This is a genomic window from Ralstonia chuxiongensis, assembly GCF_024158925.1.
GTDB classification, from domain to species: domain Bacteria; phylum Pseudomonadota; class Gammaproteobacteria; order Burkholderiales; family Burkholderiaceae; genus Ralstonia; species Ralstonia chuxiongensis.
Genome location: NZ_JAMYWC010000002.1, coordinates 825,540 through 841,196, shown reverse-complemented (window position 1 = coordinate 841,196; position 15,657 = coordinate 825,540). Strand labels below are relative to the sequence as shown.

Genomic DNA, 15,657 nt, shown 5'->3' with positions numbered 1-15,657 from the left:
ATTCTGGATAGCGAAACTGACTGAACTCTTACTCACGCCGTCCGTGGCGGTTTACTGCGATAGTGGTTTTCCCTAGCGCTGCAAAACAACGCAAGAAACAATGCGCAACCTCCAGCGGCAAAGGGGTCGCGGGCCAACTCCCGTCGCCCCAAACAACGGTGGCAAAACGCGTGCATCTTGTGCGTATGCACATTCGCAGGAGGTGCACATACCGGTTGGCACTGCCGGCACAAGGCGGCTGTTGGATGATGCAGCGCACGCAGCGCACCGAAGGACCGAGACGAGCCCAAGTGCTTGATTTTCTTGAAATCTAGGCCGCCGCTCGCGTGCATTGAAAAGCACATGCTTGTCAGAACGCCGTAAGTTTCGGCTCCCACAATCGTTGACACTTCCGCGGGCGAAGAGCGTTTGCGTTGTCATGTCCATGCCCAGCGGGACGACCTACGAAAAAAAACAGGAGACAACATGGCAACCGTGCAAAGTGCACCGAACGCGCCCGCTGGGCGTGTGCAGCCCGCGCCCATGACAAAGGAGGAGAAGAAGGTCATCTTCGCTTCGTCGCTGGGGACGGTGTTCGAGTGGTACGACTTTTATCTCTACGGCTCGTTGGCGGCCATCATCGCCAAGCAGTTCTTCTCGGGCCTGGACCCCACGGCGGGCTTCATCTTTGCGCTGCTGGCGTTTGCCGCCGGCTTCCTGGTGCGCCCGTTCGGCGCGCTGGTGTTCGGCCGCTTGGGCGACATGATCGGGCGCAAGTACACGTTCCTGGTGACCATCGTCATCATGGGTACGTCGACATTCGTCGTCGGTCTGCTTCCGTCGTATGGCACGATTGGCGTCGCCGCGCCGGTCATTCTGATCGCGCTGCGCATGCTGCAAGGTCTGGCGCTGGGTGGTGAGTATGGTGGCGCCGCCACGTATGTCGCCGAGCATGCCCCGCACGGCCGCCGCGGTGCCTACACGTCGTGGATCCAGACGACGGCCACGCTGGGCCTGTTCCTCTCGCTGATCGTCATCCTGGCCGTGCGCGAACTGACCGGCAAGGCGTTCGACGACTGGGGCTGGCGTATTCCGTTCCTGGTTTCGATCCTGCTGCTGGCAACGTCGGTGTACATCCGTCTGTCGATGAGCGAGTCGCCCGCGTTCCAGAAGATGAAGGCCGAGGGCAAGACCTCCAAGGCCCCGCTGACGGAAGCTTTCGGCCAATGGCGCAACCTGAAGATCGTGATTCTGGCGCTGCTCGGCCTGACCGCCGGCCAGGCTGTGGTGTGGTACACGGGCCAGTTCTACGCGCTGTTCTTCCTCACGCAGGTGCTGAAGGTCGACGCCTTCACGGCCAACGTGCTGATTGCCGTGGCGCTTGCCATCGGCACACCGTTCTTCGTGTTCTTTGGCTCGCTGTCTGACCGCATCGGTCGCAAGAAGATCATCATGGCCGGCTGCCTGCTGGCGGTGCTGACGTACTTCCCGCTGTTCAAGGCGCTCACGCACTACGCCAACCCGGCGCTGGAGCGCGCCCAGCAGACCGCGCAGATCACCATCACGGTCGACCCGAAGGAGTGCTCGTTCCAAGGCAGCCCGATCGCCCGCGAGGTGGACTTCCGCTCGTCGTGCGACATCGCCAAGCGCACGCTGGCGCAATCGTCGGCCAGCTACGAGACGGTTGACGGCCCGGCCGGCACAGTCGCCTCGGTGTCGATTGCGGGTAAGCAGATCACCTCGCTCAACGCCACCCGCACGGCAGACGGCCAGAACTTCGACGCCGACAGCAAGGCCAAGATCGCCGACTTCAAGAAGCAGGTGAGCGAGTCGCTCAAGGCGGCCAACTACCCGGCCAAGGCTGATCCCGCCCAGATGAACACCATCATGGTGCTCGTCATCCTCGTGATCCTGGTGATCTACGTGACCATGGTCTACGGCCCGATCGCGGCGATGCTGGTCGAGATGTTCCCGACACGCATCCGGTACTCGTCGATGTCGCTGCCGTATCACATCGGCAACGGCTGGTTCGGGGGCCTGCTGCCGACCATCTCGTTCGCCCTGGTGGCCCAGAACGGCAATATCTATCACGGTTTGTGGTACCCGATCTGGATCGCGGCCATCACCTTCGTGATCGGTGTGCTGTTCGTGCGCGAAACCAAGGATGTGGATATCTACCGCAATGATTGAGATAGGGGGTTGACATATTCGCCGAAGACGGTAGAATCCCGCTTCTTCGGCGAATTAGCTCAGTCGGTTAGAGCGACGGAATCATAATCCGCAGGTCCGGGGTTCGAGTCCCTGATTCGCCACCAAATACCAAAAAGCCCTGCTTCGGCAGGGCTTTTTGCTTTTCTGCTGCTTCCGCGCATCCCTAGCCCCGCACAGGGGCCCAGGTTAGGCAAGCGCCTCGACTTGCGCAGGCGCAGCAGCGGCAACCGCCAACACCCAATCCGTCGTCAACGCCGGCTGCGTCACGGGCAGCATATGGCCACCCTCGATGATGCGCAGGTTCACGCGGTCGAGCTTCTGTTTGAGTGCTTCGCCCTGGCGTTTGACGTTGAGAATGCGGTCACCGCGACCGTACAGCATGTCGACAGGCACCGTCATCGAGGCATAGCGGCGTTCCATGTCGGGCAGATCTTCCGGCGCGGAGACAAGATCCGCCGATGCCGCATAAAACACATGCGGACGCAGCCCCAGCAAGCCGCCACCCTTGAACGGGAAATCCTTCGGCATGGTCTCAGGCGCGAACACCGCCGCGATGGCCTTGCGAGAATTGATGATCGACAGGGGAATCGCGAGCGTCCACGACACCAGCCTGCGCACCAGCGGCGACGGCAACACCAGGCCCCTGAACGCACCGGGCGGCGTGCTTTCTGCATGCGTGAGCGGTGCAATCAACGCGAGCCGGCGAACGACTTGCGGATGGTTCAGCCCCACCGCCAGTGAAATCGCCCCACCAAGCGAATGCCCCACCAGCACCGGCTTGTCGAGCCCAAGCTTCTCGATGCACTGCGCGACCATGCGCGCCTGCGCGTAGATGTTGGCGGGTGAATCCACCCCGCGCACGGACCGCCCCGCCCCCGGCCGGTCGATCACGATCACGCGGTGCGAGCGCGCAAGCCGATCCATATCCAGATACGCGAAGTTGCGCAGGTTGCCGCACAGGCCATGCACGAACACGATGGCGGGGCCTTGGCCGCGATCGGTGTAATGCACGCGGTCTGCCCCGACATCAATGAACTTGCCTTCGGGCGGAAACCCCTTTGTGACGCGGCGTGCGATGAAGAACGTAAACGCAACAGGCGCCAGGAGTGCAAATGCGATGACGCCAAGAATGGTGCTGGTCATAGTTTCCCCGATGCGGGAGGCGGTTAAGCGGGCTGTGCGGCGCCGATCGGCTGCGCGCGGCGTTCGAACTGCATGGCACTGTCGGCCAACGTGCCGAACTTGAGCATCATCAGATCGCGTGCGTAGTTCTGATACGACTTCCACGGCTGCTTGTCGCCCTGCTTGGGCAGGATGGCAGCAGCACGCTGGATGTAGCCAGACGTCAGATCGACGGCGGGCTCGCGGCCCATGGCTTCGTCATCGAGACGTGGCACGCAGGTATCAAACCCGTTGGACTGCATGTGGTTGAGCAGCCTGCAAACGTACTGCGCGATCAACTCGGCCTTGAGCGTCCACGACGCATTCGTATAGCCGAACGACGACGCGAGGTTCGGCACGCCGCTGTACATCATGCCTTTGTACGAGACCGTCTCTGCCAGATTCACAGCGCGCCCATCGACGCTGATGGCCGCCCCGCCCAGCACCTTCAACTTGAGCCCTGTGGCTGTGACGATCACGTCGGCATCTAGATGCTCGCCGCTCTTGAGCTGCAGGCCGGTGGGCGTGAAGCGCGAGATCTCGTCGGTCGCAATCGACGCCTTGCCCGCGCGGATCGTCTTGAACAGATCGCCGTCGGGCACAAGGCACAAGCGCTGGTCCCATGGGTTGTAGCGCGGAGTGAGGTGTTTGCGCACGTCGAAGCCGGGGCCGATCTGCTTGCCGGCCATCCGGATGATGAAGTCTTTGAATGCCTTGGGCTTGCGGCGCGCAAGGCTGTAGAAGTACATCGTCAGCAGCACGTTCTTGGTGCGCACCAGCCGGTGAGCGAGGCCCGACGGCAACCAGCGACGCAACGTGTTGGCCACGGCATCCTGTTCCGGCCGCGAGACGATATATGTAGGCGAGCGCTGCAGCATCGTCACGTGCTGCGCGGTGCCTGCCATCGCTGGCACCAGCGTGACGGCCGTAGCTCCACTGCCGATCACCGCCACGCGCTTGCCAGCGTATGAGAGATCGTTCGGCCAATGCTGCGGATGGACGATGCGCCCCCGGAACTGATCCATGTCGGGCCACGTCGGCGCGTGGCCTTCTTCGTAGTCGTAATAGCCGCTGCACATGTAGAGGAACTTGCAAGTGAACTGCACCGGTTCCTCGCGGGCGCCATCGCTGCGCAGCGCTTGGACGGTCCAGCGTGCAGCGGCGGAATCCCAGCTTGCACCCGTCACCTTGTGACGAAAGCGGATCGACTTGTCGATGCCGAAGACACGTGCGGTCTCGCGGATGTAATCGAGAATCGTCTGGCCGTCGGAAATGGCTTTGCTGCTATGCCACGGCCGGAAGCTGTAGCCGAGCGTGAACATGTCGGAGTCGGAACGGATGCCTGGATAGCGGAACAGGTCCCACGTGCCGCCGATGGTTTCGCGCCCTTCCAGGATGGCGAAACGCGCCGACGGACAACGCTCGCGCAGGTGATACGCAGCGCCAATGCCCGATAGCCCCGCACCGACGATGAGTACGTCGAGATCTGTATCCGGCGCGGTCGCCAGGTTGCGGGGCGCGCCCGGGCTGGCGCTTCGCTCCATCGTCGTATCCATGCGGTCTCCTGTTTGCAGCCTTGGGGGCAGGCGTGGCAAATTTCGCACTAAATGTGGTGTGATTCGTCACCACTTTAATTTTTGGACGTCCTGACGTCAAATAGCGAAATGGAGAAAACATTTGAAACAGCCGACGCGCCCGCCAAGAAAGGCCGCCCATATGGCGGTGTGGCGCCAGAAGCACGTGCCGCAGAACGCCGGGATGCGTTGATCCGCGCCGGCACGCGCGTCTTCGGCACGGCGGGCTTTCGCAAGACCACCGTGCGCGCGATTTGCCAGGAAGCGAAGCTCAATGACCGGTACTTTTACGCCGCGTTCGACAGTACCGAAGCCCTGCTGCGCGCGACCTACCAGCAACATGCCGAAGACTTGCGCGCGCAGGTGTCAGAAGCCACCGCCGCTGCGGAAGGCACGCTGGAAGCTCGTATCGACGCCGGCCTGCACGCGTTTTTCGCGTTCCTGCGAGAGCCGTGCGCAGCGCGCGTGCTGCTTCTGGAAGTGATGGGCGTGAGCCCGGAAACGGACGCAACCTACCAGCGCAACCTGCTGGAGTTCGGCAGGCAGATCATGGCGAATGCCCAACTGCCCGGCGCCCACAATCACGAGGATGCCGGGCCGCGCGCCGATCCACGCATCATCGGTCTTGCGCTCGTGGGTGCCCTGACCAACGTCGGTGCAGCGTGGCTTCTAACCGGCTATCGAGATCCCGAAGAAAAGATGGTGCGCAACTGCCGGCAGGTCGTGCTCGGCACATTGCGCACCATGCTGGGCGATTAGGCCATCCCCTCCGGCTTGCCCAACCGCACCACGGTCACCCCCGGCGCCAGATGCCGCAACGATGGCTGCAGCAGCACGCAGTTGTCGTACGGCGTGACGATCTGCAGGTCTCCATCGGAGGCGATGACGCTGCCTGCGCGCTTGATGGTTTCCATACCGCGATAGTCGTCCGCAAAACGGAACGCCGTAGATTTGGCGACCACCGGATCGGTCACACGAATGCATCGCACATCCAGTGCGGGCGCAATCCCCAGCCATTCCGATACCGCCGATGCATCGACGGTGCCGAGCGCCACCAGGAAACGCGCGCACGCATCCAGCGCCACATCGCGGCTCGCGCGCTCGAAATGCTGACCGCATTCGATGAGCAGCGCGTTCTTCGGGCTGGCGGCATCGCCAAAGCCGCCGTAATCGCGAAGACGGCGGCCGGCGGCATGGCCGGCATCGATCATCAGATGCGAAGGCGCGCCAACCTGGCGGCCCAACGCGACGCCTTTTGCATGTGGCCCCGTCAACATCAGCGGTTCGGCTTTTTCGTGCATCGAGTGAATATCGAGCAGGTAGTCGACCGTGTCGATCACCGGGCGCAGCTCGCGCGCGCGACGCAGTTCCAGCGTGTTGCCGGGGCCGTCGAGCTTGTCGGCAGACCACACGCGGTTCAGGTCTTCGTCGATAAATCGCGTGGCATCCGGATCGTTCATATCGAAGCGCTCGTACGCCTCCACATTGGCGAATGACAGCGTGAGCCGGCCCCGTGCCGGGCGCACGCCGGCACCTAGCAGCGCATCCACCGCAATCGCGCCGCACAGCTCATTGCCATGCGTGAGGGCGTTGATCATGAGGTGCGGCCCAGGCATGTCGCTGTCGAACGTGTGCACGTAGTCAATGCCGTGCGTGCCTGTCTTCCAGCGGCGGATATCGGGCTTCTGCAGCTCAATTGGGTACACCGGCAGCGTGGCGCGCAGCGCCTCCAGGGTCATCATGCGAAATCCTTCGGTGTGACGAGAAGTTCTGTTCAGGTTCAGTGCGCACGCGCGCGTCCGCGCAGCATCCACAGCGAGGCCAGGCTGATCAGCGTGGTCGCAAACACATAGAAGCTCGGCGACGTCTTGATGTGCGTGACACCAATCAGCCACGTGACAATCAGCGGCGAGAACCCGCCGAAGATCGTTACCGACAAGTTGTAGCTCAGCGCCAGGCCCGTGCCGCGCGTGCGCGTCGGGAAGATGTCGGCCAAGAGCGCCGGCAACGGCGCCAAGATGGCGGCCAACAGCACGCCCACAATCGCCTGCATGACCAGCAGCGTCCAGAACGTCGGTTGCGCGACCAGCGTAGCAAACATCGGATACGTCGACAGCGCAATCACGACCATCGCAATCGACACCACACGGATGCTGCCGAAACGATCTGCCAGCAAGCCGAACGCGGGCGCCATCACCATCAGCATCGCGCCGGTGATCATCGTGCAAACCAGCGAGGCACTGGTCGCGATGTGGAGTTGATTGATGGCATAGGTCGGCATGTAGACCTTCTGCACGTAGTTGAATGCGGTGACCGCCACGACCACGCCCGCACCCAGCAGCAGTCCGGGCAAACCCTGCGTGAGCGTATCGCGCAGCGGCGAATGCGTTTGCGGCGCGTCCTGCGCCTCGGCTTGCATGGCAACGAACTCGGGCGTCTCAGGCGTGTGGCGACGAATGTAGACACCAATGGGGCCGATCAGCAAGCCAAACAGGAACGCCACGCGCCAGCCCCATGACTCCACCTGCGCGGTGGTCAGCGCGTAGGTCAGCCATGCGCTCAAGCCCGCGGCCAGCAATGTAGCAAGGCCCTGCGTCGCGGCCTGCCAGCTCGCGTTGTATCCCATGCGCTTGCCGTTGGCGTGCTCGATCATGAACGCCGTGGCCGAACCGAATTCTCCGCCGGCAGAGAAGCCCTGCAGCAGTCGCGCCACGATCACGATGGCCGGCGACCACACCCCGATCGACGCATACGTCGGTGCAAACGCGATCATCGCGGTACCGAGCATCATCAACAGAATCGACCACGTCAGCGCAGCCTTGCGGCCCACACGGTCTGCATAGCTGCCCAGCACCATCGAGCCCAGCGGCCGCATGATGAACGACACGCCAAACGTGCCGACGGAGAGCATCAGCGAACTCCACGCGTCGCCCGTCGGGAAGAACAGCTTGCCGATGGTGATGGCGAAATAGCCGTAGATCAGCAGATCGTAGTATTCGAGCGCGTTGCCGACGCTGGCCGCCAGTACGGCACGCCAGGGCGAGGGATGTCGATGGGTGTTGGTGGCGCGTGCGGATGCGCCGCTTGCGTTGAGGGTGTGGGCTGGCATGGTTGTCTCCCCGTGGTCTGTGCCGATCCGCCTGTTTTGCTGAATAACGCTGGCGGGCGAAGGTTGCGGAGGAGTCTAGGTGCCGTGCCCAGGCGGCTTGTGCCGTTTCGGCACAAGGTTGGGCTTTTTGCGATGCGCTTCAGGCGAGGTCGGTGCGGGCGTTGTTGCTGGCGTTATCAACGGCCAGTTGCCACACCTCATCAAGCAGTGCGCTCTGGTTGCTGCGCACCCGCATCATGCGGATGTTGACGTGGATGTGCCAGGCGTCATCGCCGGCGGGGCGGAGTTCACCCGCATTCAGGTGCGGCTTGGCCAAGCGATACGGCAGCCACGCCATGCCGAATCCCCGTAGGGCCATCTCTTCCACCGCCTCGTAAAAATCCGCCTGGAACACGGGCTGCAGATGCGCCTTGCGATCGGCGGCGGCCAGGTGGCTGTCGAGCATCTGCCGCAACGTCAGCCCACGCGCGAAGGCCAACCATGGCAGCGGTGCGGCGGCCGAGCCCGGCAGCGTGAACCGGGCACGACCACGCTTGTCGGGCGCACTCACCGGCACCAGCGTCTCGCTGCCCAGCGTGCAATGGTCGTACTTGCGCGGATCGAGCAGCGCATCGGCCTGCGGGCTGGCGTAAGCGATCAGCAAATCGACCGTGCCATCGGCAAGTGCGAGTACGCCTTCCTGCGTGCCGCCCGTCGTCACGCTAAGCGGAAACACGCCGCGCTGGCGTGCCAGCGTTTCATACCAGCCGGGGACGAAGGTGCGCGCCAGCGTGCGCCCTGTGCCGATCTTGAGCGCCACCGGCAATTGCGCCTCGCGCAGTAGCAAACGCGCATCGTTCAAGCCATCGACGGCATTGGCCGCGGCATCCAGAAACAAGCGCCCCGCCGCCGTGAGCGTGACCGGATGCTCGCTGCGCTCGACCAGCGCGGTGCCCACCCATTCTTCCAGCGCCTTGATCCGCCGGCCGAATGCGGGATGCGTGACGTTGCGGTTCTCGGCAGCGCGGCTAAAGCTGCGGGTCTTGGCGAGTTCCTTGAAGTCTTCCAGCCATTTGATCTGCATGGCGCATCCGGGTGGGGTAGTGGGCGTGAGGTCTGCGCATTATCTCCGCAGCGTGCACGAACAGCCTTAACGTGCGTGCCGTATCGTTATCATCCTGAGCAAACGATCTGCCACGCTTCATGACCGCACCCCGCCCGCTGACCATCGGCATTGCCGGCGCCGGTAACGCCGGCCTCGCCGCCGCCATCGCGTTTGCCCGCCAGGGGCACGACGTGCACGTCTTCGAAAAGCACCCGCAGCTGACCGCCATGGGCGCGGGCCTGCTGATCCAGCCGCAGGGTATCCGCGCGCTGGAGGCACTTGGCGTCGGCCGCGAGCTGGAGGGCATCGGCGCACCAATCGACCGGCTGATCGGCCTGAGCCATCGCGGTTGGCGCCTGCTCGACATTGACTACGCCGATGCGCCCGGCCGCGCCGTCACACGGCACGCGTTGTCATCCATGCTGTACGACGCCGCGTTGCACGCGGGCGCATCGTTCCACTTTGGTTGTGCGATCCAGCAACTGCTTCTTGATGGCTCGCGTGCACGGGTCATGCACGCACAGGGCGAATCAATCTTCGACCTGTTTGTGATTGCCGATGGTGCGGCGTCTGCGCTGCGTGAGTCCGCAGGCCTGGCCGGCCCGTCCAGCACCTACCGATGGGGCACGCTGTGGTTTCAAGGATGGGTGGATGGCTGGAACCCGCGCGTGCTGCAGCAGCGCTTTCGCGGCACGCGCGAGATGATGGGCCTGCTGCCTACCGAAGTGGACGGCACCCGCACACGCCTGTCGATGTTCTGGAGCCTGCCCGGTGATGCTGTCAGCGCCTGGCGCCAGACCGACATCACACAGTGGAAGGCGCATGTGCTGAGCCTGTGGCCGCAAGCCGCGCCCATGGTCGAACAGATTGGCTCGCACGACGATATGCCTTTTGCCGTATATCGCCACACATGGCCGCGCGCGCTGGCCAAACCGCCCTACTGCGTGATCGGCGATGCCGCGCATGCCATGAGCCCGCAGCTCGGCCTGGGGACCACGTTGGCCGCGCAGGATGCCCTGGCACTTGCCGCGTGCGTGCAAGTGCATGGCCCCACCGATGGCGCCCTCGCCTATCACGCCCGGCGTCTGCGTACCGTGCAGGCCTATCAGACGCTGAGCCGAGCACTCACGCCGTGCTTCCAGTCCGAATATGGAGGCTGGATGCGAGACGTGGTGTTCGCCACAGGTTTGCGCATCCCGGGGGTTGCATGGCTGATGAAACGAAGCCTGGCAGAACCGCCTGCTCGCGACGCCGCATTCGCCCCAGCCACTGCTTCCACGACTGCCAGTGAGGAACCGCAGGCATGACACCACGCCACCGATCACCATGAGCCTGCTGCACACCTTCCTTCCGGAGCATCAGTTCAGCGAGCAGCACAACATACGCGTCAATGCCGCGCCCGGGCGCGTGCTCGACATGGTTTCGCAGCTTGACGTTACCGATTTCCCGCTGGCCCGAATGTTTCTGCACTTGCGCGCCATCCCGGCGCGCATCGCCGCCGCAATGGGCAAGCCCAATGTGCGACGTATCGATGCCGGATTCGGTCTGCACGATTTCACCGTACTCGGCCGCGATGGAGATCGCGAATTCGCGCTGGGCCTGGTCGGCCGCTTCTGGGAATCCGCGGGTGGGCTCGTCCGGGTTGAAGCCGGCGCATTTCGCGCGTTCTCGGAGCCCAACATCGCCAAGCTGGTCATGACGTTCGTCGCCGAACCCGACGTCGCCGGCACGCTGCTGACCACGCGCACGTGCGTGCATTGCTCCAACACAACGGCACGCCGCCGCTTCACGCCTTACTGGGTGCTGATCCGCATCCCAAGCGGGCTGATCCGCCGGATGATGCTGCAGCGGATCAAGCAACTCGCGGAAGCACGCGACGCCCCGCTTACACGTCCAGAATGACCAACGTGCCCGCGCTGCCGGCGTCCACGCTGTGCGGCACACCAGCAGGCACCACATACAGCTCGCCGCGCGACACCGTTACCGCTTCGCCGTCAATGCGCAGGCGCAGCTCGCCATCGATCACCAGCAGTCCCTCGGCATAGTCGTGCACTTCGTCGGGATACGGCGTGCCGTCCATGCGCAACACCTTGAAGTTGCCGCCGCCAAAACGCTCCAGCACGCGAGACGACCATGCGCGCGGCAACGCATCGGCTTCTGCATTGAGATTGACAAGTGGCACACCGGCCTCGCCCAAAGAATGAGAGGCATCGAGCATACCAGTCGATAGAAAATAAAATGGGCGCCGCCGCGTTTCAGCGATGGCGCCCATTCTGGGTTGCGCGATCGGCCCGCGTTCAGACGCCGTACGACGCGACGTCCATGTCCGACAGCCCATTCATGTCGTCCGCGGGCTTCAGATGGTCCACGCGATAGCCGTGCTTGTACACGGCCACCAGGCGCACCTCGTTCTCCGGCTCGATGTTCAGCTTCATGCGGATGCGCGACACGTGGCTATCGATGGTGCGCGTGTACTCCGAAGAATTACGGCCCCACACCTGCCCGAAGATGTGATCGCGCGACAGCGTGCGTCCCACGTTCGAGAACAGCAGCAACGCCAGCTGGAATTCGATGGCCGTCAGCGTAACGGGCTCGCTGTGCAGCGTGACCTGCTGGCGCTGAGGGTTGAAGTAGTACGGCCCCACCGCGAACGGCAGGCGGCCATACGGAATCGGATACGCCCGGCGCAGCAGAGCATCGACACGCGCGCGCAACTCGGCAATGCGGAACGGCTTGGCGATGTAGTCATCGGCGCCGTGTGTGAGTGCGCGCACGATGCTCTTTTCACCTTCTTCGGCTGTGACGAACAGGATGGGCAGCACTTCCCGGTGGCGGCCGCGCACCACGCTCAGCACGTCGATACCGAGCATGCCCGGCGTGTGCCAGTCGAGGATCAGCATGTCATACGACGAGCGCCCCAGCATGCGAAGCAACGTCGCCCCATCGCTGTAGGTCATCACGTCGTGTCCCGACTGGGTCAATATCTGGACGATGACTTCGCTTTGGAAGGGATCGTCTTCAAGCAAGGCGATGCGCATGTTCTGCTCCGTGGAAATTGCGCACATGCGTGCCGGATGGTACGGGCGTTGATAGCGCCCGAACTGTCGCGTTCAGCGCGATCCGTTGCATGTGTTACGTGTCTGCAATTTTCATGGCGAGGTTTGCTACGAACCATGAGAAGAGTCCTATTTTGTGAAGACCCTTGAGCCACGCAATGCCGTATCCACTCTGCGGAATGTGGACAAAAAAAAGCCCGGACAACGCGGTCCGGGCGGCGGTGTTTCCCACAACGTGACGGGATCGGAAACACCCAAGGGTCGCATGTGCCAGACGCGTCGCAGTGCACCGGGGGGGAAACACTGCAACGCTACGGGATAACGTCAAGGAGGGCCCGACGTACTGGTCGGCACATGCGAAGCGCATGATGCCGCGCTAAATACCCAGCCGGAGCAGTCGTGACAACATTTGACGCGCCCAGCGTCGGGGCGGCGACACCTCAGGTGGGATCAGCGTTTTCCAGCTCTTGCCGAATCGACTCGGTCAGCATGTCGATCAGCAACCGAACGCGTTTGGGAACGAACCGCGCGGATGGCGTGACGAGGTTGATCGGCTCTCCGCTGGTCGCATAGTCGGGCAGCACACGCACGAGGCGAGGCAGCGGTGCATTGGCACGCGCCACGGCACTCGCGTACAGCGGCAGCGGGCCGATGCCGGCGCCCGACGCAATCAACGTTTCCAGATAGATGAGGCTGTCGGAATTCAGGCGGGCGCGCACGGCCACGGTTTTCAGGCCATCGGGGCCAACAAGGCGCCATTGCGTTTCGCCGCGGCCGGTGCCGCGAAAATCCAGGCAGCAATGGTCGGCCAGCCCTTGCACGGTGGCCGGAGCACCGCGGCGCTGCAGGTAATCGGGCGAGGCGAATAAGCCGATGCGCAATACGCCAAGCGACCGCGCCACGAGAGAACTGTCGGCCAAGCGTCCGACGCGGACGGCAAGGTCAAAACCTTCCTGCACCAGATCGACATTGCGCGGCGTCAGCACCACGTCCAGATCGATCTCCGGGTATTGCTGCATGAAGCGCGCCGCGACGGGCGCCACCAGCAGGCGGCCGACGTCTTCGGAAGACGTGATTCGCACCTTGCCGCGTGGCAGGTCTTGCAGCTCGCCGGCGCAGGTCGTGGCGCGTTCGATGTCTTCCAGGGCATGCGACGCCACCTGATACAGGCTCTGGCCGGCGTCGGTCAAATGCAGCGTGCGCGTGGTGCGTTGTAACAGTCGTACGTTCAAATCCTGTTCAAGCGCCGCAATGCCTCGGCTGACGGACGATTTGGGCAAATCGAGCCGCGTTGCCGCTGCCGTGAAGCTCCCCGCTTCAACCACGCGCACGAACAGCGCCAATTGATTCAGATCCATGGTTTCCTCTTCTTGTAGTGACGCGCGCCGGCCTGGGATTGTGATTGTCTCGCCGGGAGCAACATTTTTTCCCACAATAACCGACTAGTGCAAACCGGGCAACCACCCTACATTTGGCATATGACAAATGCCCGATTTCAGGAGAACAACATGGAAACCCTCGTACAACCGCAAGTGCAGCGTGGCCGCCGCGTGGAGCGCATCATCACTGGCCGCCCCACTTCGGACGGCGCGGGCGTGAAGCTCACGCGCGTGCTGACGAACAACCTGCAACGTCGGCTGGACCCGTTCCTGATGCTGGACGCGTTCCGCAGCGACGACCCGAACGACTATCTGGCCGGCTTTCCCGACCACCCGCACCGCGGCTTTGAAACGGTGACGTACATGATCGCTGGCCGCATGCGCCACCGCGACAGCGCCGGCCACGAAGGGCTGCTGCAACACGGCGGCGTGCAGTGGATGACGGCCGGCAGCGGCGTGGTGCACTCTGAAATGCCGGAGCAGGAAGATGGCGTGATGGAAGGCTTCCAGCTGTGGCTGAACCTGCCCGCCAGCGACAAGATGACGACGCCGTGGTACCGCGACATCCCGTCGAACGAGATTCCCGAGTTCACGACGGAAGACGGCGTGGCCGTGCGTGTGATTGCCGGAGAATCGCAAGGCGTGCAAGGTGCGATGACGCGTGAAGCGACGCAGCCGCTGTACCTCGACATCACGCTGCCCGCGGGTGCGTCGTTTGCGCAGCCGCTGCCGGCCGGGCACAACGCGTTCGTCTACGTGTTCCGCGGCAGCGCGCTGGTGGGCGATGCCGAAGCGTCCGGCAACGCCGGGCTGCAGCGCGTGGAAGACAAGCAGATGGCCATCCTCGCCAACACGGAAGGCAGTGACGGTGTGGTCATCCGTGCAGCAGACGCAGACGCACGCGTGCTGCTGGTGGCTGGCAAGCCGCTGAACGAGTCGATTGCCCAATACGGCCCGTTTGTGATGAACACGCAGGAAGAGATCTTCCAGGCTGTTCGAGACTTCCAGGCCGGCAAGTTCGCGTAGAGCGTCTACGCAGTCGCAAAGAAAAACCGCCGCTCGGTTTCACCAGAGCGGCGGTTCGTCCAACAGCGCGATCTGCTCGCGCAATTCCAACACCCGGTCCTGCCAATAGCGTTGCGTGTTGAACCACGGAAACGCGGCGGGAAACGCCGGATCATTCCAGCGACGCGCCAACCATGCGCTGTAATGCAGCAAGCGCAGCGTGCGTAGCGCTTCCACCAGATACAGCTCGCGCGTGTCGAATTCGCAGAAGTCTTCATAGCCGGCCAGCAGGCTGGCGAGCTGCGATTGCATCGAGGCACGATCGCCCGAGAGCAGCATCCACAAGTCCTGCACGGCGGGGCCGGTGCGGCTGTCGTCAAAATCGACGAAATGCGGGCCAGCGCTGCGCAGCGGATCGCCCTGCTTGGCGTCGGCCTCTTCGATCCAGAGCACGTTCGAGGCGTGGCAATCGCCGTGCAGACGCAGCAGCGAAACGTCACCGGCGCGGTCGTAGCAGCGGCGCACGCCGTCGAGTGCAGCGTCGGCAACGCTGCGCCAGGCTGGCAACAAATCGGGCGGGATGAAATCGTGTTCGAGCAGCCAATCGCGCGATTGCACGCCGAAGGTGTCAATGTCGAGTGCGGGCCGGGCTATGAACGGCCGCTGCGCCCCGACGGCGTGGATGCGCCCGAGGAAACGGCCCATCCATTCAAGCGTGTCGTCCCGGTCGATGGCAGGCACCCGGCCTGCGCAGCGCGGGAAGACCGCAAAATACCAACGCTCGAACGTGTGCAGCGTGCGGCCATCGATTTCCAGCGGCGCGATCACGGGGATTTCCGCCGCCGCGAGTTCTGCCGTGAAGGCATGCTCTTCGACGATCTGCGCCTCGGTCCAGCGGGCCGGGCGGTAGAACTTGACCACCACCGGCGCGCTGTCTTCCACGCCGGCCTGGTAGACGCGGTTTTCGTAACTGTTGAGCGCGAACATACGGCCGTCCGGCATCAGCCCGACCTGCGCCAACGCATCGAGGATGCTGTCGGGCGTCAGGCCGTCGTAGGGCGCTTCAGCTGATGCGGGCTGACCGTCGTCGTGCATGAAC

Annotated in this window: 14 protein-coding genes and 1 tRNA gene; 6 read left to right on the top strand and 9 right to left on the bottom strand. The window is 63.5% G+C overall.

Annotated elements, in window-relative coordinates; all coding sequences use genetic code 11:
* Positions 1-465 precede the first annotated feature (465 nt).
* Both NKG59_RS08590 and NKG59_RS08585 read left to right on the top strand, forming a co-directional pair.
* Positions 466-2,169, top strand: a complete 1,704-nt coding sequence (locus NKG59_RS08590; RefSeq protein ID WP_253536378.1) for an MFS transporter — start codon at positions 466-468, stop codon at positions 2,167-2,169.
* A gap of 48 nt (positions 2,170-2,217) precedes the next feature.
* A tRNA-Met gene (locus tag NKG59_RS08585) sits at positions 2,218-2,294 on the top strand.
* Between the two features lie 82 nt (positions 2,295-2,376).
* Here the strand turns inward: NKG59_RS08585 and NKG59_RS08580 are convergent.
* Both NKG59_RS08580 and NKG59_RS08575 read right to left on the bottom strand, forming a co-directional pair.
* A complete protein-coding gene (locus NKG59_RS08580; RefSeq protein ID WP_253536377.1) occupies positions 2,377-3,333 on the bottom strand; it encodes an alpha/beta fold hydrolase in 957 nt (318 codons plus the stop codon).
* Between the two features lie 23 nt (positions 3,334-3,356).
* The gene (locus NKG59_RS08575; RefSeq protein WP_253536478.1) at positions 3,357-4,895 is read right to left on the bottom strand and encodes a flavin-containing monooxygenase; all 1,539 of its coding nucleotides are present in this window, start codon (positions 4,893-4,895) and stop codon (positions 3,357-3,359) included.
* A gap of 120 nt (positions 4,896-5,015) precedes the next feature.
* Here NKG59_RS08575 and NKG59_RS08570 point away from each other — a divergent pair, with 120 nt between their 5' ends.
* Positions 5,016-5,684, top strand: a complete 669-nt coding sequence (locus NKG59_RS08570; protein ID WP_253536376.1) for a TetR/AcrR family transcriptional regulator — start codon at positions 5,016-5,018, stop codon at positions 5,682-5,684.
* On the opposite strand, the gene NKG59_RS08565 is transcribed toward NKG59_RS08570, so the two are convergent.
* From NKG59_RS08565 to NKG59_RS08555, 3 genes are all read right to left on the bottom strand, one after another.
* On the bottom strand, positions 5,681-6,667 hold the full coding sequence (locus NKG59_RS08565; protein ID WP_253536375.1) for a M14 family metallopeptidase: 987 nt from the start codon (positions 6,665-6,667) through the stop codon (positions 5,681-5,683). The genes NKG59_RS08570 and NKG59_RS08565 overlap by 4 nt on opposite strands.
* Positions 6,668-6,705: 38 nt before the next feature.
* Positions 6,706-8,034: an MFS transporter gene (locus NKG59_RS08560; protein ID WP_253536374.1), complete on the bottom strand. Its 1,329-nt coding sequence runs from the start codon at positions 8,032-8,034 to the stop codon at positions 6,706-6,708.
* A gap of 139 nt (positions 8,035-8,173) precedes the next feature.
* Positions 8,174-9,097: a LysR family transcriptional regulator gene (locus NKG59_RS08555; protein WP_253536373.1), complete on the bottom strand. Its 924-nt coding sequence runs from the start codon at positions 9,095-9,097 to the stop codon at positions 8,174-8,176.
* 119 nt (positions 9,098-9,216) lie between these two features.
* Between NKG59_RS08555 and NKG59_RS08550 the strand changes: the two genes are divergently transcribed.
* Together NKG59_RS08550 and NKG59_RS08545 are read left to right on the top strand one after the other, a co-directional pair.
* Positions 9,217-10,425, top strand: a complete 1,209-nt coding sequence (locus tag NKG59_RS08550) for an FAD-dependent oxidoreductase (protein WP_253536372.1) — start codon at positions 9,217-9,219, stop codon at positions 10,423-10,425.
* Between the two features lie 19 nt (positions 10,426-10,444).
* A complete protein-coding gene (locus tag NKG59_RS08545) occupies positions 10,445-11,020 on the top strand; it encodes a hypothetical protein (protein WP_253536371.1) in 576 nt (191 codons plus the stop codon).
* Here the strand turns inward: NKG59_RS08545 and NKG59_RS08540 are convergent.
* The 3 genes from NKG59_RS08540 to NKG59_RS08530 all read right to left on the bottom strand — a co-directional run bounded on the left by NKG59_RS08540 (position 11,004) and on the right by NKG59_RS08530 (position 13,532).
* On the bottom strand, positions 11,004-11,336 hold the full coding sequence (locus NKG59_RS08540) for a cupin domain-containing protein (RefSeq protein WP_253536370.1): 333 nt from the start codon (positions 11,334-11,336) through the stop codon (positions 11,004-11,006). The genes NKG59_RS08545 and NKG59_RS08540 overlap by 17 nt on opposite strands.
* A gap of 79 nt (positions 11,337-11,415) precedes the next feature.
* Complete coding sequence (locus tag NKG59_RS08535) at positions 11,416-12,156, bottom strand: response regulator transcription factor (RefSeq protein WP_253536369.1); 741 nt, start codon at positions 12,154-12,156, stop codon at positions 11,416-11,418.
* Positions 12,157-12,614: 458 nt separating this feature from the next.
* Entirely contained in the window at positions 12,615-13,532 is a 918-nt protein-coding gene (locus NKG59_RS08530) for a LysR family transcriptional regulator (protein WP_045203707.1), read from the bottom strand.
* 150 nt (positions 13,533-13,682) lie between these two features.
* On the opposite strand from NKG59_RS08530, the gene NKG59_RS08525 reads away from it, so the two are divergent.
* Positions 13,683-14,579: a pirin family protein gene (locus tag NKG59_RS08525; protein ID WP_253536368.1), complete on the top strand. Its 897-nt coding sequence runs from the start codon at positions 13,683-13,685 to the stop codon at positions 14,577-14,579.
* 39 nt (positions 14,580-14,618) lie between these two features.
* On the opposite strand, the gene NKG59_RS08520 is transcribed toward NKG59_RS08525, so the two are convergent.
* Positions 14,619-15,653, bottom strand: coding sequence for a serine/threonine protein kinase (locus tag NKG59_RS08520; protein WP_045203827.1), 1,035 nt, complete (start codon positions 15,651-15,653; stop codon positions 14,619-14,621).
* Between the last annotated feature and the right edge of the window lie 4 nt (positions 15,654-15,657).

Bases quoted from the DNA above. Each gene is read 5' to 3' on its own strand.
- NKG59_RS08590 (WP_253536378.1), top strand. From the start codon at position 466: ATGGCAACCGTGCAAAGTGCACCGAACGCGCCCGCTGGGCGTGTGCAG.
- NKG59_RS08580 (WP_253536377.1), bottom strand. From the start codon at position 3,333: ATGACCAGCACCATTCTTGGCGTCATCGCATTTGCACTCCTGGCGCCT.
- NKG59_RS08575 (WP_253536478.1), bottom strand. From the start codon at position 4,895: ATGGAGCGAAGCGCCAGCCCGGGCGCGCCCCGCAACCTGGCGACCGCG.
- NKG59_RS08570 (WP_253536376.1), top strand. From the start codon at position 5,016: ATGGAGAAAACATTTGAAACAGCCGACGCGCCCGCCAAGAAAGGCCGC.
- NKG59_RS08565 (WP_253536375.1), bottom strand. From the start codon at position 6,667: ATGATGACCCTGGAGGCGCTGCGCGCCACGCTGCCGGTGTACCCAATT.
- NKG59_RS08560 (WP_253536374.1), bottom strand. From the start codon at position 8,034: ATGCCAGCCCACACCCTCAACGCAAGCGGCGCATCCGCACGCGCCACC.
- NKG59_RS08555 (WP_253536373.1), bottom strand. From the start codon at position 9,097: ATGCAGATCAAATGGCTGGAAGACTTCAAGGAACTCGCCAAGACCCGC.
- NKG59_RS08550 (WP_253536372.1), top strand. From the start codon at position 9,217: ATGACCGCACCCCGCCCGCTGACCATCGGCATTGCCGGCGCCGGTAAC.
- NKG59_RS08545 (WP_253536371.1), top strand. From the start codon at position 10,445: ATGAGCCTGCTGCACACCTTCCTTCCGGAGCATCAGTTCAGCGAGCAG.
- NKG59_RS08540 (WP_253536370.1), bottom strand. From the start codon at position 11,336: ATGCTCGATGCCTCTCATTCTTTGGGCGAGGCCGGTGTGCCACTTGTC.
- NKG59_RS08535 (WP_253536369.1), bottom strand. From the start codon at position 12,156: ATGCGCATCGCCTTGCTTGAAGACGATCCCTTCCAAAGCGAAGTCATC.
- NKG59_RS08530 (WP_045203707.1), bottom strand. From the start codon at position 13,532: ATGGATCTGAATCAATTGGCGCTGTTCGTGCGCGTGGTTGAAGCGGGG.
- NKG59_RS08525 (WP_253536368.1), top strand. From the start codon at position 13,683: ATGGAAACCCTCGTACAACCGCAAGTGCAGCGTGGCCGCCGCGTGGAG.
- NKG59_RS08520 (WP_045203827.1), bottom strand. From the start codon at position 15,653: ATGCACGACGACGGTCAGCCCGCATCAGCTGAAGCGCCCTACGACGGC.